We start from the raw sequence: 22,134 nt of genomic DNA, 5'->3' as shown, positions 1-22,134 counted from the left end.
CTACCTACTACACGATGAATACTGCAATGTTCCTGATATTGGTCACGACGATCGGTCGCGGAATCGCACTGTCGAGGCGGCTGGTCACGGCGGGCGACATCTAACTTGGTCGAGGAACCGCTTTCGCGGGAGCTGGAACGATAATTGCCCTCAATTGCTCCGACGACGGGCAATCCGTGTCGGCCTGTCTGAAAGCATGTTGCTCTTTGACCTGCTCAGGCAATCCGGGCTGCTGGACGATCTTGGCGGGCCGATGGTCGTTGAAGGCGACGGAAATCTGCACAGCGAAGCCATCGATGACGCATCCGTAGAAAATGAAGCGCGGTCTCGCCGCCGTTGTGCACACCGACGCTCCACAGGCCACCGGGCTAGGCTGGTTTGCAACACAGGAGGTACGTATGTTGAGGGGCAGCAAGCAGCTAAAGGTGGGATTTAGAGTACGTGACATCGAACGATCATGCGCACTGTACTTGCGACTTGGCTTCAAGCAGATTCCGCACCCGGACCAACCCAACCTTCGGTATCTGACCTTCGGGTACACCTGGCTGATCTTGTCGGACATGTACGCACACGGTTATCACAACGCGGACCGCGAGAAGGCAGCGAAGGCCGGGCCGAACGGCAGCGGCACGGTCCTGGCCATTCCAACCAACGACCTCGACGGCATCTACAAACTGTGGAAGGAAGAGGGGCTGACCGTCACCCTCGAACCGGAGGACGTCTTCTGGGCGCGGATATTTTACGGGCTGGATCCAGATGGCTATGAAGTCATGTTTGAGCAGCATTTCGAAGAGCTGAGACCGAACAGTGGACAGTCCGCCAACGAGTAAACGTTGGACGATGTGGTTTTCAGGCCCCAGACATGAAAATTATGCTTTGTCGGGATTGCACGTGTAACCGCGGAGTTCGGTTGGCGGTCTTCACGGTCCCACAGGGGAACTTTGAGCAGGACGAAAACCCACGCTGTCCGGTTGCTGGGTAGCCTCAGTTCAGGCAGTGGACAGGAGGGCTGCGGACCGCCAAGGGGAGTGTCGCGTTCACTTCGCATGCTAAGTCGGTGCTGGAATTCTCGCTTAGCGAAGCCCTGATACTCGGGAACAACTACATTGACACCGAACACATCCTATTGGGCATGATTCGAGGGGGTGAAGGTGTAGCGGTTGAAGTGTTGGTGAGGCTCAGGGGCGATCCCAATGTGGTCCGCCAACAGGTCATTCAGATACTCCCTGGCTACCCGGGCGATGGAGTTGTCGATGGGGGCTGACCAATAGCCGAACGATCTGCGGGAATGCCCAGTAACCCGGATGGGCCGCGATTCTCACATTGCGCCTCTCTCATTGCTCGACGGCCGTGCCACAGCCTGCCGGATCCGTTCAACCGGCGAAACCGCACCAGCCAGTGACTCCAGCTTGTCCCTGTCGCTCATAGGATCGCCGGGGGAGTGGCTACGGCGCCATGCAGATGGCAAGCCCAGGCGTCTTTAGACCACCCGCGGACCGGAATCGGGGCGATCTCAGCCCAGTTCACCGCCCTGGCTGAGCTGCAGCAGGAGGGCCTCATCAGGCATCTCGGCGTCAGTACGGTTTCGGCCGATCAGATTGCCGAGGCCCAGTCGATCGCGCCAGTGGCTTGTGTGCAAAACTTCTACAATATTGCTAACCGGGACGACGACGAACTGATCCACAACCTCGCCAGCCAGGGCATCGCCTCGGCACCCGACCATCCGCCGTCGCCCTTGCCTGGCTGCTGCAGCCGTTCACCAAATATGCTGCTCATCCCCGGAACGTCGTCGGTGGCGCACCTGCGCGAAAACGTCGCGGGCCCCGTGCTGGCGTTGTCCGAGGCCGATGTTGCCGAGCTCAACACTATCGGCGCCTGAGCATGACCACCGTTCTCGTGACCGGCAGCATACTGAAAGCCCATTTCGGCGAGGCCGCCAAGCGCGTGCCCAGCCAGTCGATCCCCAACCTTGAGTTGCGCATTGTTGGCATGTTCGACAAGACGGTGCGGGAGGTCGTACCCGACCTCGGCATTACCCGGAAGATGAGCATTGACAAGGTCTGGACGGTACTGGGCTGGCAGCCGCAGCCACCCGAGGAAAGCATCGTGGATACTGCCCGGAGTCTGATCGATAAAGGCCTTCTGAAACAGTGACGTGAGGCGGCTGGATTTGGGTTAGGTCGTGATGGCAACTACAGCGAATAGCTGAAGCAGCATTGCGGTGAGGACCATTGCTGTTCGGATGTAGTGGAAGCGGTGCCATTTCCGGCGGGTGTCTGCCCAGTCCGAAGGTGGCGCGCTTGCTGCCCAGATGTGCACCTTCTTGTTGATGGGGACAACTCGCGCAATGGTTAGCGCGGTGGCGGCTACTACCAGAATGATCGCGAGGACTGAGAGCGTGAGTTGGGCAGGGTGGGCAGCGAACGTGATTGCCAAGAGCGCGCCGGTGCCGATCGTGGCGAACACCAGAATGCGATACCTGATGGTCCCGAGAGCTGTGTTTGCCTGTTCGGACTCGGTGTAGGCCGATGCGGAGAGTCGATTTTGTGCGGGGACCAGAACGAGTGCGCCGTCGACGTATGCGCCGGTGAGGATGCCCATCGTCGCGAGGGCCAGTATTCGGATGATGTCCAGATACGGCATCTAAGCACCCTTCACCGTCAATTCGACCAAGTGCTCGAGGTAGCGACCGGAGTCAACCGGGCGAACGGAGTCCATGCCGAGTACGCGCTGAAGCAAGATGAATGAAATGAGGCTTCCGAAGAACGATCGCGCGCTGAGATACCCTTCGTCCGCGTTTTTGGCGACCCCGCGCTGCGCTAGCTGCTCGCCGAGCGCTGACGCTGCGCTGTCGATGAAGCTGGCAAAGCGGGCATCTTGAACCTCTGCGTGGTTGCCGACGAGGATCAGGATGAGATCCAGGTTGGCAGTGATCCGCTCCAAGAATCCGTGGCCGAGGCGCAGGAGCAACTGGTCTGTTGGAAGTGCTTCCATTCGTTCTAGCGGTGGCAACGAGCTGAACGTCTCGATGGCCTCGGTGACCACAAATTCAAGCAAGTCGCGCTTGTTGGCAAAATGCCGATAGAGCAACGCATCGCTGACCCCGGCCGCTCGTGCGAGTTCGCGCGTGGTTGTTGCGTGGTACCCATTGGTGGCGAACAGAGATCGGGCGGCATGTGAGATCTCTGCCCTTCGGTCATCGGCGCTTAACCTGCGTCGGGGGGTGGGTTCAGTCATGCTGCTCGCCTGCGAATCATCTTCAGAAACCACAGTCCGCTTCCCATGTTCAGCAGCCCCAGCGGGATCCAGTACAAACCGTTCTGCGCTCCGATCGGGGACGCCGGGTCAAAGATGAGCAGTCCGATGATGAAGAGTGTTGTGACTTTGACGCAAATCGACAGAATCAAGAATCCGGTGGGTCCGTGAGCGGATTGGGCGAAGACCACCACTGCCACGGACCATGCTGCGACAACGAGTGCAAGAACCGGCACAGGGAGGGCAGCGAACGATGTTGCCAGCGTGGCAATCCCAGCCACCAGCAAGACCACTGCCGTCCATCGCCGCGCCGGCACCCATAGTGACGTCGCTTGGCTGCTAGGAGAGGGGAGCGTTTGGTCTTTCGTCGAAACGGTATTCATCTTTCAATAGTAAGCGGTCGCCCACTTATTTACTAGAGGGTGTACCTATGAAGTCACTGCGTCTTCCGATCGACCTCCCCTGACAAATGGCTAGGCTCGTCATCAGATCCTCTTTCGGGCAAAGTGATCGGATCGAAACTTCAGTCGTTGAATACCGACCAGCAGATATCGTTGCGGCGGACTTGGTCTTCGAGGACCAGGTCGTAAAGATTGGGTGGAATCTGCCGGTGCTGCCAGTCGCGTTCAGCCCGACCAGCCTCCTTGGATTTCCCCAGAGGCGCTGCGGCCTGGGCCGCCTTGATGGCATAGGCGGCGGCACCGAGGTCGTGCTCGGGAACATGGGCAACGCAGGCTGCCTGGCCGGCTGCATAGGCTGCGAAGCGCGCGGGGCCCCGCAGAGGGCGGGCGGCACCCATCGCGTGCCCGCCGATCGCACGGGTTTCCATCATCTTCGCCTGGCCGCGAGCCCACGCCCGTGCCGCTTCAATAGCATCACGGGGTCGGGTGTCCTCGCGGTTGAACTCCTCAAACAAGGGCAGCACATGTTCAGCGCAGGCGGCCGCCCACACCGCCAAAAGCCGGTGGTCGGTCTTGGTGAGTGTCCCGCCCCGACTGATACTCACAAGCCGAGGGTCACGAACAGCGGGAAGGATCATGCCGTCACCTTACGCCGACAACCTCGCGGCATGCACCTGGTAGGCATGCCGAACGGCCGCCGGGCGCAACGAAGTATGAGACGGCTCCCACCGGCCGCTTTGAAAAATTGCGTCTGGTCCTTGAAACGGCGCTGATATTGTGGAGCGCATGACCATGGCAGACAAGATCATTCAGCGCGCCCAAACACAGGTTGAACCTGGCGAAGTAATTCACGGCGGGTTCGCGGCGCAGATGACCATCCAAAACCGTGGCGGGGGGTACCGAATCGTGATCGCGACCGATCGCCGCTTCATGGTGTTCGGTTCGGGAACGTTTTCGCAGACGGTCATCAAGCGCCTCATAGAGGAGTCACCCCGCGATCAGTTCCTTGGTAAGCCGAGCGGGCTCTTCTGCACCGTCACCGTTGGTAGAGAAACGATGAAGGTGAACTTCCGCTACTTTGATCAGCTAAGAGCAATCCACCTCGCTCTAGGATCTCGATCATTAAACAGCCAACCGGATGCGAAGGGTGCATAGGTTCCTCTTCGCGGCTGGCATCTCCATTTGGGCCGCAAACCAGTAAGATCCGTCCCATAAGTCGGTTTGCATGCGGGGCTCATCACGTTGTGCGAAGAAGTCCCGCCCTGGCGAAAGTGATGGCGCCGGGGTGCCATCGACGGATATTCGCAGATGGGTCAAGGTAGATTCTATGGATGCATTCTTGAGAGTTGAGATCTTTCCCGGCGATGTGGACATGACGACAGCTTTCTACGATCTTTTGGGCTTTCAAGTGATCGGTCGCAAGGATGGTCCACCACGTTACGCGTCGCTTCGCATGGGAACAGTTCGGATCGGTTTATGCGAATCCGAACCAGTCGATCTGGCGCGTCGTGCTCATCCGGTGATGACGGAAATGGTGATCGAGGTCGATGATGTGCATGCTCTGCGAGACCGAATCGTCGATGGGGGCATCACTCTCACGGAGGACCTTCAGGAGCGAGATTGGGGACTGGTCGATTTCCGCGTCACGGACCCGGATGGCTATTACCTCCGATTCACCAGCCCCTCGTCGTAACCGCGGGGATTGGACCGCAGCCGTCCACGTCTGCACGAGGTACCGTCAGCGGATGAGCAGTGCTCAAGGGAAAACGGAACCACCGAGAAATGTGGAACTGCGGAAATCCGGAGTCTACAAGCCCGTTATGGAATAGCTTCGTTTGATGCCTGCCGTTGCCCGTCCCCAGTCGCTGGCCTTGACACGTGCTTGATGGGAATGGAAAGAGTCAGCATCCTGGAAACGCTCGGCGACATTCCACACTCGTGGATCGTCAGTCGGGTTCACCTCGAAAGAAATGCAACCGGGTTCAGCGTGAGTCAGTTCAATATGTCGAGGTAGAAACTCTGTAACGACTGCAATCTCGTCGTCGCCTTTGCAGATCAGTTGCCCAGTCAAATCGATGGTATTCACAACGAGGATTGTGCCATAGGCAAGGTGGAAGCAGTAACAGCGGTGGCATCCCGCTGGGGAACCTGCCGCAGGACAGCCCTTGGATTCCGATCGTGGGTCGATAACCGGGGACCGCTTGGAATGGACATCGGCGAGGGCGGTGTCCTTTCCCCCTCGACCCTAGGCGTTGTCCAACTCCGATGTCTTGACTCACTGGGGGTCTTCAACCAGTATCGGGGGCATGAGTGAAGAAGAGATTATCACTTGGTTGAAGTCACTTCCCGGGGTTGTCGTGGAGACCGTTGCCGCTCAAAGTGATGCCCCGGGAATCGCGTGGGGTGACTCGTTTGCCTACGACGCGGCATCGGCCGCGCTGCCGGCCGACCACCGATGGCCGTTTGCCACCGTGGTAACAAAGGACTATCCAGGCTTCGATGAGAGCTCGCAGCTAAACCGCCAGGGGGTCTTCCGCGTCAACGTCAATGTTGGTCGCGACCGGTTCACACAACTCATCGGCTACCCGCCTTCAGAGCACACCCGACGGACGCCGGCAGAGGATCCTGCCACAATAGACGTCGTCATACCGCACCCGCAGTACGGCCAGCAGGGTTGGTTGGCCGTCGTGTCGCCCGGCCTCAATACCTCCACCCTACTGCGCGACCTCCTCCGCGAGGCGCACCTCCGGGCGGCCTCACGACACTGACCGGTCCCGCGCGACCCGCAAGCGATTCTCGGGCCGGGGTATCTCGGCGTCGAGCCCGAGTTGCAACGGTCCCGATCAGGGCTCGTGCCCCGGAACACCGGAACATCAGATCCAGAACATGAACAATTAGCGATGGTTCGTCCGGCAGGGGAAGGCTGGCTGGACCATTGGATGAAACGTCCTGATTGCGCCATGCGCTCTGCTGCGGCCCTGATCTGAGGGCAGTCTCCCATGAGCACGAAGCGGTCAAGAGTAAGCTAGGTAACGTGAACAGCAGAGTCGGGCGCATCGCCCTCATCGCCATAGGTTTGATCGCTGTGATCATCGGTGGAGTATTCGCCGGGCAGGGAATGAACCTGATCCCGGGAAGTTTCATGACCGGTAACCGAATGTGGCTCACCGTCGGGCTGATCGTCGCGGGCATCGGTATCATCCTTGTGGCGCTCGGCCTCAGGCGACCGAAAACCGGCCGCCCGAGCAAATGAGGCTCAGCTGGGCTGCAGGTCCCGGTTTGACCCTGATCTGATTTCCGGGCAAAGCAGAAGCTCCGAGGAGAACGGGGCTCATCGGGGCGTTTCAAGAGTGTAGTTTCGACCTCCATCATGATGTTCTGCGACTCGCGACGGCAACCCGTACGGGAACGGTCTACGGGACGCGCGGCACACAGATTTCGTGGCGCAAAGCCGATGACGGAGCTATGTAGACGCCGGGAGTTGGTCAGTGATTGGTAGCCCCAATACCTAAAGGAGTGAGAGCGGACGTTCAACTCGCGGAGGCAGATTGCCGTAGGTGAGCGCCGAGTCGTTCAGACAGTCCGAACTTCACTGTCGGCCACTCTGCTTCGACAATGGAAAACACGACGGTGTCGCGAACGGTGCCATTCTCGAAAATCCGGTGGTTGCGAAGGACGCCGTCTTGTTTGGCGCCAAGGCGTTCGACGGCGCGGCGTGATTGGTGGTTGTGCCAATGTGCACGGAACTCCACGGCAATGCAGCCCAGTTCCTCAAACGCTCGCTGGAGTAGAAGCAATTTGGCTGCGGCGTTGATCCCCGTGCCCTGTGCCTTCGAGCCGATCCAGGTTGAACCGATTTCGAGACGGCGATTGGCTGGATCGAGATTCAAATACGTGGTCACACCAACGGCGTGTGAAGTGACCGGATCGATGATGGCCCACGGGACCATTCGCCCCTCGGCGTTTAGGGCCAGCAGGCGGGTGATCTCCGCGGCCATTGAGTCCGGGTTGGGAACATGGGTGTTGTACCAGGTCTTCCACAACTCATCGACCTCAACTGCCATGACGAGGTCGTCGTGGTGCACCTGGCAAAGTGGCTCGAGCCGCACGAACTGGTTTTCCATCAAAGTGACATCGGTGAAATTCACTCCTTGAGCATAGCCCGGGGGACATGCCGGACCACGACGGGTGTCACTCCTTGCCGGTTCTCTAAGGAACACCCGGTGGGACTGTGTGATGCAGCGGATTGGACTACAGGACTGGGGTGAACAGATCTTCAATACTGCATTGAAAAACGGCTGCGATCCTGAAAGCAACCGGCAGCGAAGGGTCGTAGTGGCCCTTCTCAATGGAAATAATGGTTTGACGCGACACCCCGAGCTCGTCCGCCAAACGTTGTTGAGACCATCCAAGATCTTGGCGGCGCTGTGGAAGCGTGTTCTGCATCAGGAAACTGACTTCTTCTGCCACGCGTAACGTCCCGCGAAGTCGACCATGGCAAACAGCACCACGGCGGCGAGGCACCAACTAATCGGAGCTTCGATCTTCGTAAAAGCGAACACGGCAGCACCAAGGCCGCCGATGATCAGGATGTCTCCGAAAGCGCCAACCGCTGCCTTCTGGTACCAGGACGACTCGATGGAGTCGTCTGGTTTTTCGATCGCCCCCTTAAGGGTTGAGCGGTCAACGAGGACCGCCCATCCCAGTGCTGTGGTGACCGGCAGCGTGCTAGCGAGCGTAATGGTGAATGCGAGCACGGGTCGCTCCACATCACCGAGCAGCAGGAAGAGCCATCCTAGGCCCGCTGAGGTGATTGCTCCTATCCCAATCGAGATGCTCCAAAGTGCCGCGGAGCCGCCTCCAAAGCGTGCCTTTCCCCAGCGCGTCTGTGAAACCCCGGTGACGTTCATGTCATCAACCTTCTCTCTAGCTGCGAAGCCCCGATTGAGCTCCCTTGATGTAAGGGAGACTTTACTGACAAGCGACCTTTACGTCAAGGATGCTTGTCCATGGATGCAACGGCCTCGTTGAGGTCCTCCGGAATGCGGATCGTGTTTTATATCGGTCGAGTTTCGGAACTCCAAGCCCTGGCAACTTGGACGTGAAGAATCTGCGGCAGCATTTCCTGCAGGCGGAACGGAGAATCGGAGGCAGGGAAGGCATGATGGTGTACATGAGTGAGAATCTGTCCACACCAGCAACCCACGCCGGCCCCGAGTCCGGCGTCGTCAGCTTCTCGTGGGGAGGGAGGTCTCGGCGCAGGCTCATCTTTGAGGTGCTCCTGGTGCTGGGGCTTTCCCTGGGGCAGTCGGCGGTGTACTCGGTGGTGTCCCTGATTCAGAAAATGACGGCGGCGCCTCTGTCGGCGGGTACTTCCACGCTGAACACGACGCAGAGTAGCCGCGAGTATTTCGACCTTACCTACCAGCTGCTGGGCATCTTCTTTGCCCTGGTTCCGGTGTTCCTGGTGTTCTACCTGCTGGCAGAGCCTGGGAAATCGGTGTTCCGGCGCATCGGGCTCGACTTCAGGCACCCCGTCCGCGACGGGCTGGGCGCCTTGGGTCTGCTAATCGTGATTGGCGTGCCGTCGCTGGGTCTCTATGCGGCTGGCCGGGCGTTGGGCGTCACCACCGAGATCATCCCCAGCGCGTTGAATCAGTATTGGTGGACCATCCCGGTGCTGATCCTCTCCGCCATCCACAACGGGCTGCTGGAGGAAGTCATCATGGTGGGCTACCTCCTGGGTCGTCTGGAGAAGATCGGTTTCTCGCCTGTCGCGGCGGCGGTCATCAGCTCGCTAATCCGCGGCAGCTACCACCTGTACCAGGGCTTCGGCCCCTTTGTGGGCAACTTCTTGATGGGGCTGTTGTTTTGTTGGTTGTACAAGAAATATGGCCGGGTCATGCCCTTGGTGATTGCGCATTCGCTCGTCGACATTGCAGCGTTCACCATGGGCCCGGCGCTCGGGTTCGGGTAGTGCCAACGCAAACGGCACTCGCCCACAAAGGGAGAGTGCCGCCGTCGTGGTCCCAACGTGGACCCACGTGAAGAGCTAAATGGTGACCGGGCCGTTGGCCGTTTCAAAGGTGACGCTCATGATGCCGGGCGTGCCGCGGGGCGCGATCCATTCGACCGAGACGTCATCCAAGGGACGTTCAACGGGCTCGCCGAGCCATTCGGTGACGCGTTCGGCGCTACCGGCAATGGTCAGCGATGAAAGCTTGACTGTGGAGGGGCGAGCCAGTGAGGGGTGCAGGGCAGGATCCCCTTCCCACTTGAGCATGTACGGCACCTGCGGGTCTGCGATGAGACCCTTGATGCCGATCTGCTGCCACACCAGTTCTTGCCCGTCAGGGAACTTGCGATTACCAGGCACGGCACTGCGGCCAAGGCGGTCCTCGAACGGGGTCAGGTCGTCAACGGCGACACACCATCCCATCCAGCCACCTCCTGCCGCGGACCGGGCCTTGACGGCCTGCCCGAACGGGGCTTTGTCTGACGCCGGGTGGTTGAGGCACTCAACAATTTCCACATAGTGGTGGTCGGTGAGAGGAATAATCATATTGCGGGTGCCGAAGCGCGGATGTATTCCACCGCGTACTGCATCGACCCCGAGGGCGGTTGCGATTCGCTCCGTGGTGGCAGCCAATCCATCTGATTCACAGGCGTAAGAGACATGATCCATTCGCATAGGATCATCTTGGCACTTTGTGATCGGGCTCTCGACTTAGTGTTACCTAAGTCATATGGGATGTCCTGTGTTGGGGGTGCCGCGCGGGACGGCGAATCTGGGGCAGAATTGTCCTTGTGACTCATTCTGCTGCCGCCCTGATCCGCCCCGACGCCGCCACTATTGAGACGCGCATAGCCGCCGCCATTGCCGCAGAACTGGGGGTGCGAGTCGCCCAGGTTCGTGCCGCCGTCGGACTGTTGGACGACGGCGCGAGCGTGCCTTTCATTGCCCGCTACCGGAAAGAGGCAACCGGGACCCTCGACGACGCCCAGCTGCGTGATTTGGAAGAGCGGTTGCGGTACCTGCGTGAGCTTGAAGCCCGGCGCCTGGCAATTCTTGAAACCATCCACGGGCTAGGCAAGCTGACTGCCCCCCTGCGCGCGGCGATTGATGCCGCCACAACGAAATCTGAGCTGGAAGATCTTTACCTTCCCTACAAGTCGACGCGCAAAACCAAGGCCGACGCCGCCCGCGAGGCCGGGTTGGAACCGCTCCTTGAAGCTTTGCTGGCCAACCCTGCCCTGGCCCCCGCCGTGGCTGCCGATGGCTACGTCTCCGACGCCAAGGGCGTACCAAGCTCCGATGAAGCGTTGGCCGGCGCGCGCGCCATTCTGATCGAGCGGGCCGGTCAGGATGCGGCGTTGGTGGGGGAGCTTCGCGAGCGGCTGTGGAAGAAGGGGCGTCTGGGCTCGAAGGTGAAGGCCGGTAAAGCCGCTGAGGGGGAGAAGTTCAAGGACTACTTTGACTTCGCCCAGCCTCCGCACACGCTGCCCAGCCATAGGGTGCTGGCCCTGCTGCGCGGCGAAAAGGAGGGCGTTCTGACCCTGGATCTGTCCGAGGCCGACACCCGGGACGCCGATGCGCAGGCGCAAGCTCGCGCCGGTTACGAAAATGCCGTGGCCCATTCGTTGGGTATTAGCGAGTCGGGCAGGGCCGCTGACACCTGGTTGATGACAAGCGCCCGTCTGGCCTGGCGCACCCGCATCCTGACGCGCCTCTCTGTGGACCTGCGCGTGCGCCTGTTCCAGAGCGCAGAGGAGGAATCCGTACGCGTCTTTGCCGCAAACCTGCGCGACGTGTTGCTGGCCGCACCGGCCGGGAACAGGGCGACGCTAGGTCTGGACCCGGGGTTGCGCACCGGCACCAAAGTGGCTGTGGTCGATGGGACAGGGAAGGTGGTCGCCACCGACACCATCTATCCGCACGCTCCGGCAAAGCGCTGGAACGAAGCGTTGGCCACGCTGCATGCCCTCGCGCTGAAGTACCAGGTAGAACTGGTGGCGATCGGTAATGGCACGGCCAGCCGGGAAACCGACAAGCTTGCCGCCGAGTTACTGGCTGAACTAAAACGCAGCAATCCTGGGCTCAAAGTGACCAAGCTGGTGGTTTCCGAAGCCGGTGCATCCGTCTACTCAGCCTCGGCGCTGGCCGGGGCCGAGCTGCCCGGCATGGACGTGTCCCTGCGCGGGGCCGTCTCGATCGCCCGACGGCTACAGGACCCGCTGGCCGAGCTGGTAAAAATTGATCCCAAGTCGATCGGCGTGGGCCAATACCAGCACGATCTCACCCCGGCCAAGCTTGAACGATCCCTGGACGCCGTCGTCGAGGACTGTGTGAACGCCGTGGGCGTGGACCTGAACATGGCCTCCCCGGCCCTGCTCGCACGCGTGGCGGGGGTGGGGTCCTTGCTCAGTGAAAACATTGTGGCGCACAGGAACGAGCACGGCCCGTTCAGCAAGCGGCGGGACCTGCTCAAGGTGGCCCGCCTGGGCCCCAAGGCGTTCGAGCAATGCGCCGGATTCCTGCGCATCACCGGCGGTGCCGAGCCGCTGGATGCCTCCAGTGTTCACCCCGAGGCCTACGGGGTGGCGCGCAAGATTCTCACCTCGGTGGGCGCAAAAGCCGCCGAGATTTCCGGAGGTGTGGGGGCCGTGGCCGGCGTCAATCCGGGTGACTTCGTCGATGGCAGCTTTGGCCTGCCCACCGTCAAAGACATTGTTGCCGAGTTGCAAAAGCCCGGACGTGATCCCCGCCCCCGCTTTGAAACCGCCACCTTCGCCGACGGTGTCGAGAAAATCACTGACCTGCGCCCCGGCATGATTCTCGAAGGCGTGGTCTCCAATGTGGCCGCCTTTGGCGCTTTCGTAGACATTGGTGTGCACCAGGACGGCCTGGTGCACGTCTCTGCGCTGAGCAATTCGTTCGTCTCTGACCCGCATGCCGTGGTCAAATCCGGCCAGGTGGTCCGTGTGAAGGTGCTGGAGGTGGAGCCCGAACGCAAGCGAATCTCCCTCACCTTGCGCCTGGATGACGAGGCCAAGGCGCCCTCAGGTAACTCCCGGGAGCGGAAAGGGAACGACGCCGGACCTCGGACTTCGGCGCGCGCAACCCCCGGCGGCGGAGGCAAAACCGGCGGTAATTCCGGCGGACAGCAACGCAGTGGACAGCCGAAGGGTGGACAGCAGCGTGCCGCAAACCAGGGCTCGGGACCCTCATCGGCGAACACGGCCATGGCCGAGGCTCTTCGACGCGCGGGCCTCGGGAAGTAGCCAAGTCCTGGCGATACGGTGAGTGCGCAGCAGTTGCGAGGTGTTGGCGTTTAAATCGCATCAGCTGCGCACTCACCGCGGCGAATCCGCTCATAAGTTCAGCCATTGCCACTTATGGTGGCAAATTTCAAGCACTTATTCGATGTAGGTCATAAATTCGTCACAATCTTGTAAGTTCGCGACCTTATCTCGCACACTGGATGTAGGTCATGAGTGTCAGCGAAATGCCCCGGCTCGCTGACCGGCAACCCTCCACCGCGGTGGGGTGCCCCGGGTGAAGACCTGGTACCGAACCGTCCGGTTTCGGTGCAAGCGCGGGCCCCATGGACTCCTGAGGCTCATCTTTCCTGCATGGGAAATGGTGGGCCGAAGTCGTAGGCCCCCAGTGTTGAAGGAAATTGCCATGAACAACGCTTGGTCATTTGAAACCCGTCAGATCCACGTGGGCCAGGAGCCCGATGTCACCACCGGTGCCCGTGCCCTGCCGATCTACCAGACATCATCGTTCGTGTTCCCGTCTGCGGAAAGCGCCGCAGCCCGTTTCGCCCTGGCAGAACTGGAACCGATCTACACGCGCATCGGCAACCCTACCCAGGACGCCGTCGAACAGCGCATTGCCAGCCTTGAGGGCGGCGTCGGCGCGTTGCTGCTCGCCTCCGGTCAGGCGGCCACCACGTTCGCAATCCTGAACCTGGCCGAGGCAGGGGACCATATTGTCTCCAGCCCCAGCATCTACGGCGGCACGTACAACCTGCTGGCGAACACGTTGCGGAAGCTCGGCATCGAGGTCACCTTCGTGGCTGACCCCGACAACCTTGACCAGTGGCGCGCAGCCGTCAAGCCCAACACCAAGGCCTTCTTCGGCGAGGTCGTCTCCAACCCGCGCCAGGACGTGCTGGACATCGAAGGCGTCAGCGCCATCGCTCACGAGGCCGGCGTGCCCCTTTTGGTGGACAACACCCTCGCCAGCCCCTACCTGATCCGCCCCCTGGAGTGGGGTGCGGACATCGTCATCCACTCCGCCACCAAGTACTTGGGCGGCCACGGCAGCGCCATCGCCGGTGTGATTGTCGACGGCGGGAAGTTCGACTTCGGCGCCAACCCGGAAAAGTTCCCCGGTTTCAACACCCCGGATGCCAGCTACAACGGTCTTGTCTATGCGCGCGATCTGGGCGTGGGAAGCGCCCTGGGCGCCAACCTTGCCTACATCCTCAAGGCCCGGGTCCAGCTGCTGCGCGACCTCGGCTCGGCCGTGGCGCCGTTCAACGCGTTCCTCATCGCCCAGGGCATTGAGACGCTGAGCCTTCGCGTTGAACGGCATGTCAGCAACGCCGTGGCCGTGGCCACCTGGCTTGAAGAAAATGAGAACGTCGAGGCCGTGGCCTATGCCGGCATCCCCTCAAGCCCGTGGTTTGAGCGTGGCCGCAAGTACGGACCCAAGGGCACCGGTGCAGTCATCGCCTTCGACATCGTCGGCGGTGCCGAGGCCGGCAAGCGTTTCGTCGACGGCCTGGAGTTGCACTCCCACGTCGCCAACATCGGTGACGTGCGCTCCTTGGTCATCCACCCGGCGTCGACCACCCACGCACAGTTGTCGCCTGAAGAGCAGTTGGCGGCCGGTGTCCGCCCCGGACTGGTCCGCCTCTCGGTGGGCTTGGAAGGTATTGAAGACATCCTTGCCGACCTTGAAGCCGGATTCCGCGCAGCAAAATCGGCGTGAGTTCGGTGGGACAAGCGGTAGGGGAGGTGGACGTGTTTTCGCCTGAGACGGGACCAGCGGTGGAAACCAGCTCCGTGGGCGCTCCCTGGTCTGCCGGTGTGGGCCTAGGCGGAGGAGTTTTGCGCTCCCTGCAGATCGGTACGCTCGAGTTAGAAGCCGGCGGCGAATTGCCCTCGGTCACCATGGCGTTCGAATGCTGGGGCACGCTCAATGCCGAGGGCACCAACGCCGTGTTGATCCAGCATGCCCTAACCGGCAGCACGCATGTTAGCCGCGGTGAATCCGAGGAAGACGGCTGGTGGGAAGGCCTGGTGGGCCCCGGCGAGGCCATCGACACCACCAAGTACTTTGTGCTGGCCGCCAACATGCTCGGTGGCTGCTACGGCTCCACCGGACCCTCCAGTATTGCCGACGACGGCGCGCCTTACGGTTCGCGCTTCCCGTTCGTCACCATCCGTGATTCGGTGGCGGCGGAGGCGCGGCTCGCTGACCTGCTCGGGATCACCTTCTGGCATGCGGTGGTGGGTGGATCCATGGGTGGCGCTAGGGCCCTGGAATGGGCGGTCACCTTCCCCGAACGTGTCCAACGGTGCGCCGTGGTGGCATCTTGTGCCGCAAGTACCGCCGAGCAGATAGCGTTCTCACAGGCACAGGTGTTGGCCATTCGTCAGGACCCGGCCTTTGCTGGCGGGGACTACTACGACGGCGCCGCCCCCACCGCAGGGCTGGGGCTGGCCCGTCGGATTGCCCACATCACGTACCGTTCCGAGTCCGAGATGGAGCAACGCTTTGGGCGCAGTGTCCAGCCGGGAGAAAACCCGCTCAGCCACGGACGCCTGCGCCCTGCCGCATCCAACTCCTTCGCCGAGCGGTACCAGGTGGAAAGTTACCTGGACCACCAGGCACGTAAACTCGTGGGCCGCTTCGATGCGAACAGTTACATTGCCATCACCGAGGCGCTCATGAGCCACGATGTCACGCGCGGACGGGGCACGTTGGAACAGGCGCTGGCACGGACCGAGGGTGTCGAGTTCCTCATCGCGGCGGTCAACAGTGACAGGCTCTACTTCCCGTCGCAGTCGCACGAGTTGGCGGCAGCACTGCCGGGTGATGTGGAAGTGCATCGGATCGATTCTGCGATCGGCCACGATGGCTTCTTGACCGAGGTGGCCACCGTAGGAAAGCTGCTCCGGGAGTCCTTCTTCACGGACTAGCTCAACGGCCCTTCGCGGTGGGGCGGAGAGTCCGGTGGAGCGCGACTCTGGCCTGCCCCCGATCCGTTGACCCGTGACCACAGGCCCACTTAGGGTGGGCGCATGGTCACTACACCTGCATCGCCTCCTTCTCAGGGTGGCGCATCGCCCCAACGGCGCGAGATGGCTGAGTCCTTCGGTGACGATGCCGCCCGCTACGATCGGACCCGACCGCACTACCCGGACATGTTCATTGACGAGATCGCCCGCCGCCTGCCCGGCAGGGCGATTCTTGACGTCGGCATCGGCACCGGCATTTCGTCGCGGCCGTTCAGCGATCGCGGGTTCACGGTGCTCGGCGTAGAAGCTGACCCGCGCATGGCCGAGTTCGCCCGCCTCCAGGGTTTCGACGTCGAGGTAGCGCGGTTCGAGGACTGGGATGCTGCTGGCCGCATGTTTGACGGTCTCATCTCCGGGCAGGCCTGGCATTGGGTGGACCCCGTCGCGGGGGCTGCCAGGGCTGCTGACGTGCTCCGGCCCGGCGGCTTTTTGGTCCTGTTCTGGAACGAGGCTCGCCCGCCGGCCGAACTCGCGGCGCAGTTCGGGAAGGTCTTCGCTTCACTCGAAACCGGGCTCCCATTCAACCCGTGGGCAACAGCGCTGCGGCGCGGTGCCTACAACGGGATCATTGACGCGGCCGAGGCGGGGATCCAAGCCACCAACGCTTTCCATCCATTCGAGAGCGTCGCCGTCGACTGGGAGGCGACCATCAGCCGCGACGCGTGGTTGGAGCAGACATCGACCTCCGGCGGCATTAATCGCCTGCCCCAAGAGAAGCTCGAAGCCCTTCTGGCCGGTTTGGGGGCCACAATTGACGCGATCGGTGGCGAATTCGTTCTCGCATATACGACCGTGGGCGGGATCGCCGAAAGACGAGGCTAGGGGCATTTGGCCTTCCACCTACGGTCAAGCACGCGGCGTGGCCCCATGCAAGTATTAGTCCATGGAGATTCGATACCCCCGGCCGTTGGTACCGGGCGCCGTCATTGGCGTGACAGCACCGTCAAGCGGTGTACCCGAACCGCTTTTGGGACGCCTTCACTTTGCAGTAAGACAATTGCGTGACCGTGGTTTCACGGTCGATATCGGTGATTGTCTAGACGGTTCCACGCACACCAGTGCACCTGCTGAACAGCGCGCCGCAGAGCTAATGCGGATGCTCTTGGACCCCACGATCAAAGCCATTGTTCCCCCATGGGGCGGGACAGTGGCCATCGACCTTATTCCGCACCTGGATTTCGATGCCCTCGCGCTTGCCGAACCAAGCTGGTTCGTAGGGTACTCCGACATTTCAACCCTGCTCACCCCGATCACGCTGCTGACAGGAATGGCAACTCTTCACGGCAGCAACCTCATGGACACTCCGTACCTTGTCCCGGACTCACTGATGTCATGGATAGATATTGCCTCGCTCCCTGCGGGCTCAATATTCAAACAGTCGTCTCCGGGCGTTCACCGCGTTAACGATTGGGACGATTGGGAAAATAAGCCCGAAGTCACGGAACAAGCATGGAACGGCACTGGGGTCTGGGAACGGCTCGACCAGGGCCAGGAACCTGTGGGTGTTTCAGGCCGCCTGATCGGCGGCTGCATAGAGACGATGGCCAATCTCGCTGGCACCCCCTACCTCAACACCAAAGCGTTGCGAGAGGGCCCCAGAGATTCTCTCATCGTCTACGTAGAAGCTTCCGGTGTTGATGCGACCACGATTTGCCGTCATCTCCACGGCATGCGCTTGGCCGGATTCTTCGACGGCGCCAAGGCCATCCTCGTGGGACGGACCGGCGCCCCTGACTCTCCATCTCTAACCCAGCCCGCGGCCGTCCTTGATGCCTTAGGAACGCTAGGCGTACCCATTATTGGCAATGTCGAATGCGGCCACGTTCCACCACAACTCCCCATCATCAACGGAGCCCAAGGCCATCTGGTGTTCAACGAAAAAGAGCAATACCTAGAACAGACGCTGACGTGAGCCGACTAGCGGGCGTTCAAGCACTTGCCGTTCGATTGGCGGGTACAGGGGCGGCTGCTAACCTCATGGCATGACCTTCGCAAATGCAGGCACGCTTGGTGTCCTCCCCGGGAAACGGGATGAGTTAGTTGCTCAACTCACGCAGCGCAGCGACACCCTCAGGGGGATCGGGTGCTTGGCGTATGAGGTTGGAATCAATGACGCGGACCCCGACACGGTCTTTGTCGTGGAGTTATGGGAGAGCGCCGAGGCGCATCAAGCATCCCTCAACTTGCCCGAGGTCCAAGCATCGATAGCGGCCGCACGACCGCTCCTTTCGGGCACTTTTGGCGGGTTTCGTTTCGACGTCATCGGATCACCACTGCGCGACTGAACCGCGGCAATCCATGCGCTCACTACGTTCCGCTTCCGGAACCCGCACCCTGGCGTTAACTAGCGCGGGTGCGCGGCTGCCTAGAACGCCTTGAAGATCGCATCGCGGTGGACGGCGTACTGCTCGGCTGTGACCTGGCCGATGCGTCGGGCCGTGTCCAGGGCATCAAGCTGGCGCTTGAGCTCGGCCTCGGCGCGCATTCGCTCGTTGGCGAAACCTCCGGTTTGGTGCCCGTGTGCGGAGTCGTAATTTTTCATCGGGACACCGTTGAGGAGGGTTCCTGCGTAGGGAACCGGGGTTGCCTGGTGTGCAACGCCGGGCTTTCCCGTAGGGGAGGCGGGTGCGTACTGGCCGGCGTCGCGGGTGCGCCTCTTGCGACTGGCCGCCCTGACGAAGCTGGACAACAGCACCACGGCAATAATGATGAAAACGAACCATGGCTGGAGCCCTGCCGAACTCGACGATGCCGCGGCCAGATCACCTGCCGCCTCTAGGTTGAGAACACTGAGCACAACGCACCTCTTCCATATTGGCGCACAGATAATTCGCGCTTCTTCTCATCCTAGTCCGCTTGCCTGACAGTCCGATGTTTGCCACGGCGCTCCCTACCTAGTATCGGTCGAGCCGTCCTCCGTTAGCCGCCGAGTGGGGCCCACGCCAAGGCCGACCGCTGGCAGTATGACGCCGTCGATCAACGAAAGTAGGAAGTCCCTGTCCACAGTCTTCTTCAAGACCAAGACGCGGAAGGCCGCCATCGACGGCGAGACGAGTGCCAGCGTTTCAAGGTCGCAGTCGGAAGGGATTTCGCCACGGTCCACGGCACGGCGCAAGAAGATACGGTTCACGGCAACCCGGGGGTCCACGATGGCTGCGGTAGCCGTGTCCACCAATTCAGGAGTGCTGTTCAGCATGGACATGAGCCCGGCCATGATCTGTAGCTTGCGTTCGCCGTCCTCGATCGTGTGGGGCTTGATCATGGCGGTGAGATCCCCTCGCAGGGTTCCGGTGTCTGGCAGGCGTGCCGGATCCGTGTCAGCCTTCTTCAGGCAGGCAACGGCGTCCAAAACCAGTTCTGCTTTGGAGGGCCAGCGCCGGTACAAGGTGGCCTTGCCCGCCTTGGCCCTGGCCGCCACCATGTCAATGGTCATGCCGTCGTAGCCAGTTTCGGCAAGGACAGCCAAGGCGGCTTCAAGGATGGCAGGATCGCGGGTGTGGTCGCGTTTGCGGCCCAGCTTCACCGGTTTGGACGCAGGGGAGGCAGGCGTCGTCGGCTCCTCCCGTTGCGGCTCTTCGGTGAGGAACGATTGCGTCATAGCGGCGGTCTCCTTCGCTCGTGTTTTTCGCTCATTGCCCATTCACGGCAAATTCTGAAACTGTTAAGATCCGAAACTCAATAGTATCGTATATAGTGTCGCACATGTCACAAATTCGAACCCTCGAAAAGGATGAACGGGACGCCTCAGTGGTGTCCACGCGACGCTGGTGGACGCTGACCACAGTGGCCCTTGCGCAATTGATGGTCGTACTGGATTCGACCGTCGTCAACATTGCTCTTCCCTCCGCGCAGCGCGATCTTGGTTTCACCAATGGAGACCGCCAATGGATTATCACCGCCTACTCCCTGGCCTTCGGCAGCCTGTTGCTGCTGGGCGGGCGGCTCTCCGATCTGATGGGCCGAAAACGTACTTTCATCATCGGCCTGATCGGCTTCGCCGGGGCCTCCGCGCTGGGCGGTGCCGCAGGCAGCTTCGGCATGCTGGTCTTCGCCCGCGCACTGCAGGGCGCCTTCGGGGCGTTGCTAGCTCCCACGGCTCTGGCAGTGCTGACCACCACGTTCACCATTCCCAAGGAGCGGGCCCGCGCCTTTGGCGTCTTCGGTGCCATCGCCGGGGCCGGGGGTGCCGTGGGGCTTCTGCTCGGCGGGTTCCTGACCGAGGACTTCAACTGGCGCTGGAACCTGTACATCAACGTCTTCATCGCCATCTTTGCGGTGATCGGTGCCAGCATCTTCGTCAGTCACGCAACGGTTCACGGCCCACGGCCCAAGCTCGACATCCCGGGGACCGTCTTGGTTTCCGGTGCACTGTTTGGGCTCGTCTACGGTTTCTCCAACGCCGAAACCGATGGATGGCATGCGCCGCAGACCTGGGGCATGCTCACCGGGGCCGTCGTGCTGCTGGTCGCCTTCGTGCTCTGGCAGCGCCGCGCCGCGCACCCGATCCTGCCGCTGCATATTGTGCTGGACCGCAACCGCGGCGCCGCCTACGCCTCGGTGCTGATCGCCGGTGCTGGCATGTTTGGCATCTTCTTGTTCGTTACCTACTACGTTCAGACGTCCCTGCACTATTCACCCATTCAGACGGGCATCGGCTTCTTGCCCATGATCGGCATGCTGGTCCTGGCCGCGCAGCTGTCGACCAACATCTTCTTGCCACGGTTCGGGCCAAAAATCATGGTTCCTTTTGGCATGGTCCTTGCCGCCGTAGGCATGGCCTACCTGACCCGGCTGAACCTGGACAGTAATTACGCCAGCGACCTCCTGCCGCCGCTGATGATCCTGGGGTTCGGCATCGGCTCGATCATGCCAGCATCCATCCAAACCGCCACGTATGGTGTCGATCGCGAGTTCGCCGGCGTCGCCTCCGCACTGGTGAATACGAGCCAGCAGGTGGGCGGGTCCATCGGCACGGCCCTGCTGAACACCCTGGCTGCCACGGCCGCCACCAGCTATCTGGCTGCGCACGTGCCGCCAACCGCGGAAATTGCCGCCCAGGCAGCCGTCCACAGCTACGCCGTCGCCTACTGGTGGGGTGCCGGCTTCTTCGCCTTCGGCGCAATCCTAGCGGCCTTGCTGTTCCGGCGTCGCGGGCAAGGCCAATCGCTAGCCGATGAGCATACGGGACTGGGAGAGGGCGTAGCCGGGGCCGTACCAGCCGAGGAGTCGGCCGCCGAACCGCCGCCCGAACACTGGGGTCAACACGCCGTCGAAAGGGCGAGTGTGATCAGCGTGGAACCCCCAGCCGAGCCCTCCCCAGAGAGCGCGGCCCGCCACCGCGCCTAGCCCTCGGCTCCGTGCAGTACGTCTGGGCCAAAGACCGGTCCCGGGGTGGGGCGCTTGGGGGTGATACCGTCGCCGGAGGACTGGTGGCGTAGCCTGCGCAGCACCCACGGGACAAGGAACTCCCTAGCCCAGACCAGGTCCTCGGCCCGTGCAGTCTGCCACTTCTGCGGGGGTAGCGGTTTGGGTAACCGGGGGAGGAGCCCATGGGGGACGTTGAGCGCGTTCAAGGCCATGATGGCGATGGTGTGGTGGCCAAGCGGAGAGAAGTGCAAACGGTCATCGGCCCACATTTGCGGGTCTGTTAGCTGACGCAGGGACCACATGTCCGCCACCACGGCGTCATGCCGGGAAGCGATGGTGCGCAGGTTCTCGTTGTAAATGGCCACTCGACCGCGGACCATGCCCAGCACGGGAGTGTCACGAATGTCCGGGCCGTTGAACAGCAATACGGTAGCGCCGGCCGCCGTCATCTTGCCCACTGCAGCATCCAAGGAATCGGCCAGGGAATCGGGGTCGGAGCCCGGGCGGATCAGGTCGTTGCCGCCTGCGGAGATGCTCAGCAGATCCGGCTTGAGCGCCAAAGCTGGTTCCAGCTGTTCGCTGAGGATTTGCCCCATGAGTCGGCCTCGGATGGCCAAATTGGCGTAGCGAAAATCGTCGCGGTCGCGGCTCAGTTCCTCGGCGAGCCTGTCTGCCCAGCCTCGGTAGCCGCCGGGGCTGCTGGGTTCGGGATCGCCGATTCCTTCGGTAAAAGAGTCGCCCATGGCCACGTAGCGGTTCCATGGGTGGCGGTGAAGTGCCGGATCGGACTCGGCGG

27 protein-coding genes, 1 pseudogene and 1 riboswitch are annotated in these 22,134 nt (G+C 61.6%); of the genes and pseudogenes, 16 read left to right on the top strand and 12 right to left on the bottom strand.

The features are described 5' to 3' along the window. The first annotated feature begins 398 nt into the window (after positions 1–398). The 4 genes and pseudogenes from CXQ94_RS15610 (at position 399) to CXQ94_RS15595 (ending at position 2,154) form a co-directional block, all read left to right on the top strand. A complete protein-coding gene (locus tag CXQ94_RS15610; protein ID WP_104091489.1) occupies positions 399–830 on the top strand; it encodes a VOC family protein in 432 nt (143 codons plus the stop codon). Between the two features lie 194 nt (positions 831–1,024). Further along, positions 1,025–1,240 (top strand): annotated as a pseudogene (locus CXQ94_RS15605) (Clp protease N-terminal domain-containing protein); the annotation flags it as partial. Between the two features lie 201 nt (positions 1,241–1,441). After that, on the top strand, positions 1,442–1,879 hold the full coding sequence (locus tag CXQ94_RS15600; protein ID WP_258067113.1) for an aldo/keto reductase: 438 nt from the start codon (positions 1,442–1,444) through the stop codon (positions 1,877–1,879). Positions 1,880–1,881: 2 nt separating this feature from the next. Continuing rightward, positions 1,882–2,154, top strand: coding sequence for a hypothetical protein (locus CXQ94_RS15595; RefSeq protein ID WP_104091486.1), 273 nt, complete (start codon positions 1,882–1,884; stop codon positions 2,152–2,154). A 21-nt stretch (positions 2,155–2,175) separates the two neighbouring features. Here CXQ94_RS15595 and CXQ94_RS15590 read toward each other — a convergent pair whose 3' ends face one another. From CXQ94_RS15590 to CXQ94_RS15575, 4 genes are all read right to left on the bottom strand, one after another. Continuing rightward, positions 2,176–2,643, bottom strand: a complete 468-nt coding sequence (locus CXQ94_RS15590; protein ID WP_104091485.1) for a DUF1772 domain-containing protein — start codon at positions 2,641–2,643, stop codon at positions 2,176–2,178. After that, the gene (locus tag CXQ94_RS15585) at positions 2,644–3,237 is read right to left on the bottom strand and encodes a TetR/AcrR family transcriptional regulator (RefSeq protein ID WP_104091484.1); all 594 of its coding nucleotides are present in this window, start codon (positions 3,235–3,237) and stop codon (positions 2,644–2,646) included. It lies immediately after the preceding gene. Next, a complete protein-coding gene (locus CXQ94_RS15580; protein WP_146070325.1) occupies positions 3,234–3,638 on the bottom strand; it encodes a hypothetical protein in 405 nt (134 codons plus the stop codon). The genes CXQ94_RS15585 and CXQ94_RS15580 overlap by 4 nt, the downstream gene beginning before the upstream one ends. A gap of 140 nt (positions 3,639–3,778) precedes the next feature. Further along, positions 3,779–4,294, bottom strand: a complete 516-nt coding sequence (locus CXQ94_RS15575) for a putative immunity protein (RefSeq protein WP_104091482.1) — start codon at positions 4,292–4,294, stop codon at positions 3,779–3,781. Between the two features lie 148 nt (positions 4,295–4,442). On the opposite strand from CXQ94_RS15575, the gene CXQ94_RS15570 reads away from it, so the two are divergent. Continuing rightward, positions 4,443–4,811, top strand: a complete 369-nt coding sequence (locus CXQ94_RS15570) for a hypothetical protein (RefSeq protein WP_104091481.1) — start codon at positions 4,443–4,445, stop codon at positions 4,809–4,811. Positions 4,812–4,983: 172 nt separating this feature from the next. Further along, complete coding sequence (locus CXQ94_RS15565; RefSeq protein WP_181034249.1) at positions 4,984–5,349, top strand: glyoxalase/bleomycin resistance/extradiol dioxygenase family protein; 366 nt, start codon at positions 4,984–4,986, stop codon at positions 5,347–5,349. A gap of 114 nt (positions 5,350–5,463) precedes the next feature. Here the strand turns inward: CXQ94_RS15565 and CXQ94_RS15560 are convergent, their stop codons facing one another. Further along, positions 5,464–5,742 carry a putative quinol monooxygenase gene (locus tag CXQ94_RS15560; protein WP_104091479.1) on the bottom strand — a complete coding sequence of 93 codons (279 nt, stop codon included), beginning with the start codon at positions 5,740–5,742 and terminating at the stop codon, positions 5,464–5,466. A 220-nt stretch (positions 5,743–5,962) separates the two neighbouring features. On the opposite strand from CXQ94_RS15560, the gene CXQ94_RS15555 reads away from it, so the two are divergent. Continuing rightward, positions 5,963–6,424: a DUF6194 family protein gene (locus CXQ94_RS15555; protein ID WP_104091478.1), complete on the top strand. Its 462-nt coding sequence runs from the start codon at positions 5,963–5,965 to the stop codon at positions 6,422–6,424. Positions 6,425–6,690: 266 nt separating this feature from the next. After that, positions 6,691–6,909, top strand: a complete 219-nt coding sequence (locus CXQ94_RS15550) for a hypothetical protein (RefSeq protein ID WP_146070324.1) — start codon at positions 6,691–6,693, stop codon at positions 6,907–6,909. Between the two features lie 277 nt (positions 6,910–7,186). Here CXQ94_RS15550 and CXQ94_RS15545 read toward each other — a convergent pair whose 3' ends face one another. The 3 genes from CXQ94_RS15545 to CXQ94_RS15535 all read right to left on the bottom strand — a co-directional run bounded on the left by CXQ94_RS15545 (position 7,187) and on the right by CXQ94_RS15535 (position 8,566). Further along, complete coding sequence (locus tag CXQ94_RS15545; protein ID WP_104091476.1) at positions 7,187–7,780, bottom strand: GNAT family N-acetyltransferase; 594 nt, start codon at positions 7,778–7,780, stop codon at positions 7,187–7,189. A gap of 127 nt (positions 7,781–7,907) precedes the next feature. Next, positions 7,908–8,102, bottom strand: a complete 195-nt coding sequence (locus CXQ94_RS15540; RefSeq protein ID WP_104091475.1) for a helix-turn-helix transcriptional regulator — start codon at positions 8,100–8,102, stop codon at positions 7,908–7,910. Further along, positions 8,102–8,566, bottom strand: a complete 465-nt coding sequence (locus CXQ94_RS15535) for a hypothetical protein (RefSeq protein WP_104091474.1) — start codon at positions 8,564–8,566, stop codon at positions 8,102–8,104. The genes CXQ94_RS15540 and CXQ94_RS15535 overlap by 1 nt, the downstream gene beginning before the upstream one ends. A gap of 263 nt (positions 8,567–8,829) precedes the next feature. Between CXQ94_RS15535 and CXQ94_RS15530 the strand changes: the two genes are divergently transcribed. Then, positions 8,830–9,633: a CPBP family intramembrane glutamic endopeptidase gene (locus CXQ94_RS15530; RefSeq protein ID WP_104091536.1), complete on the top strand. Its 804-nt coding sequence runs from the start codon at positions 8,830–8,832 to the stop codon at positions 9,631–9,633. Positions 9,634–9,708: 75 nt separating this feature from the next. Here CXQ94_RS15530 and CXQ94_RS15525 read toward each other — a convergent pair whose 3' ends face one another. Next, positions 9,709–10,347: a VOC family protein gene (locus CXQ94_RS15525; RefSeq protein ID WP_104091473.1), complete on the bottom strand. Its 639-nt coding sequence runs from the start codon at positions 10,345–10,347 to the stop codon at positions 9,709–9,711. 116 nt (positions 10,348–10,463) lie between these two features. Between CXQ94_RS15525 and CXQ94_RS15520 the strand changes: the two genes are divergently transcribed. The 6 genes from CXQ94_RS15520 to CXQ94_RS15495 all read left to right on the top strand — a co-directional run bounded on the left by CXQ94_RS15520 (position 10,464) and on the right by CXQ94_RS15495 (position 18,256). Further along, complete coding sequence (locus CXQ94_RS15520; RefSeq protein WP_104091472.1) at positions 10,464–12,938, top strand: Tex family protein; 2,475 nt, start codon at positions 10,464–10,466, stop codon at positions 12,936–12,938. 205 nt (positions 12,939–13,143) lie between these two features. Beyond that, positions 13,144–13,259, top strand: a riboswitch (SAM riboswitch). An 82-nt stretch (positions 13,260–13,341) separates the two neighbouring features. Then, positions 13,342–14,658, top strand: a complete 1,317-nt coding sequence (locus CXQ94_RS15515) for a bifunctional o-acetylhomoserine/o-acetylserine sulfhydrylase (protein WP_104091471.1) — start codon at positions 13,342–13,344, stop codon at positions 14,656–14,658. Positions 14,659–14,732: 74 nt separating this feature from the next. After that, a complete protein-coding gene (locus tag CXQ94_RS15510; RefSeq protein WP_104091535.1) occupies positions 14,733–15,872 on the top strand; it encodes a homoserine O-acetyltransferase in 1,140 nt (379 codons plus the stop codon). Between the two features lie 102 nt (positions 15,873–15,974). Then, positions 15,975–16,793: a bifunctional 2-polyprenyl-6-hydroxyphenol methylase/3-demethylubiquinol 3-O-methyltransferase UbiG gene (locus tag CXQ94_RS15505; RefSeq protein ID WP_104091470.1), complete on the top strand. Its 819-nt coding sequence runs from the start codon at positions 15,975–15,977 to the stop codon at positions 16,791–16,793. A 61-nt stretch (positions 16,794–16,854) separates the two neighbouring features. Continuing rightward, positions 16,855–17,883 carry a S66 peptidase family protein gene (locus CXQ94_RS15500; protein WP_104091469.1) on the top strand — a complete coding sequence of 343 codons (1,029 nt, stop codon included), beginning with the start codon at positions 16,855–16,857 and terminating at the stop codon, positions 17,881–17,883. Between the two features lie 70 nt (positions 17,884–17,953). Then, positions 17,954–18,256, top strand: a complete 303-nt coding sequence (locus CXQ94_RS15495) for a putative quinol monooxygenase (RefSeq protein WP_104091468.1) — start codon at positions 17,954–17,956, stop codon at positions 18,254–18,256. A gap of 80 nt (positions 18,257–18,336) precedes the next feature. On the opposite strand, the gene CXQ94_RS15490 is transcribed toward CXQ94_RS15495, so the two are convergent. Next, on the bottom strand, positions 18,337–18,768 hold the full coding sequence (locus CXQ94_RS15490) for a hypothetical protein (protein WP_104091467.1): 432 nt from the start codon (positions 18,766–18,768) through the stop codon (positions 18,337–18,339). A gap of 93 nt (positions 18,769–18,861) precedes the next feature. Beyond that, positions 18,862–19,569 carry a TetR/AcrR family transcriptional regulator gene (locus tag CXQ94_RS15485; protein ID WP_104091466.1) on the bottom strand — a complete coding sequence of 236 codons (708 nt, stop codon included), beginning with the start codon at positions 19,567–19,569 and terminating at the stop codon, positions 18,862–18,864. 104 nt (positions 19,570–19,673) lie between these two features. Between CXQ94_RS15485 and CXQ94_RS15480 the strand changes: the two genes are divergently transcribed. Beyond that, positions 19,674–21,317, top strand: coding sequence for an MFS transporter (locus tag CXQ94_RS15480; RefSeq protein WP_104091465.1), 1,644 nt, complete (start codon positions 19,674–19,676; stop codon positions 21,315–21,317). Here the strand turns inward: CXQ94_RS15480 and CXQ94_RS15475 are convergent. Continuing rightward, positions 21,314–22,081, bottom strand: a complete 768-nt coding sequence (locus CXQ94_RS15475) for an SGNH/GDSL hydrolase family protein (RefSeq protein WP_104091534.1) — start codon at positions 22,079–22,081, stop codon at positions 21,314–21,316. The two genes, CXQ94_RS15480 and CXQ94_RS15475, sit on opposite strands and share 4 nt — an antisense overlap. Positions 22,082–22,134: the final 53 nt, after the last annotated feature.

Origin of the sequence: Arthrobacter sp. GMC3, from assembly GCF_002929305.1 — a bacterium.
GTDB lineage: Bacteria > Actinomycetota > Actinomycetes > Actinomycetales > Micrococcaceae > Specibacter.
Note: the sequence above shows the minus strand (reverse complement) of the source record. Positions and strands in the feature narration are given on the sequence as shown.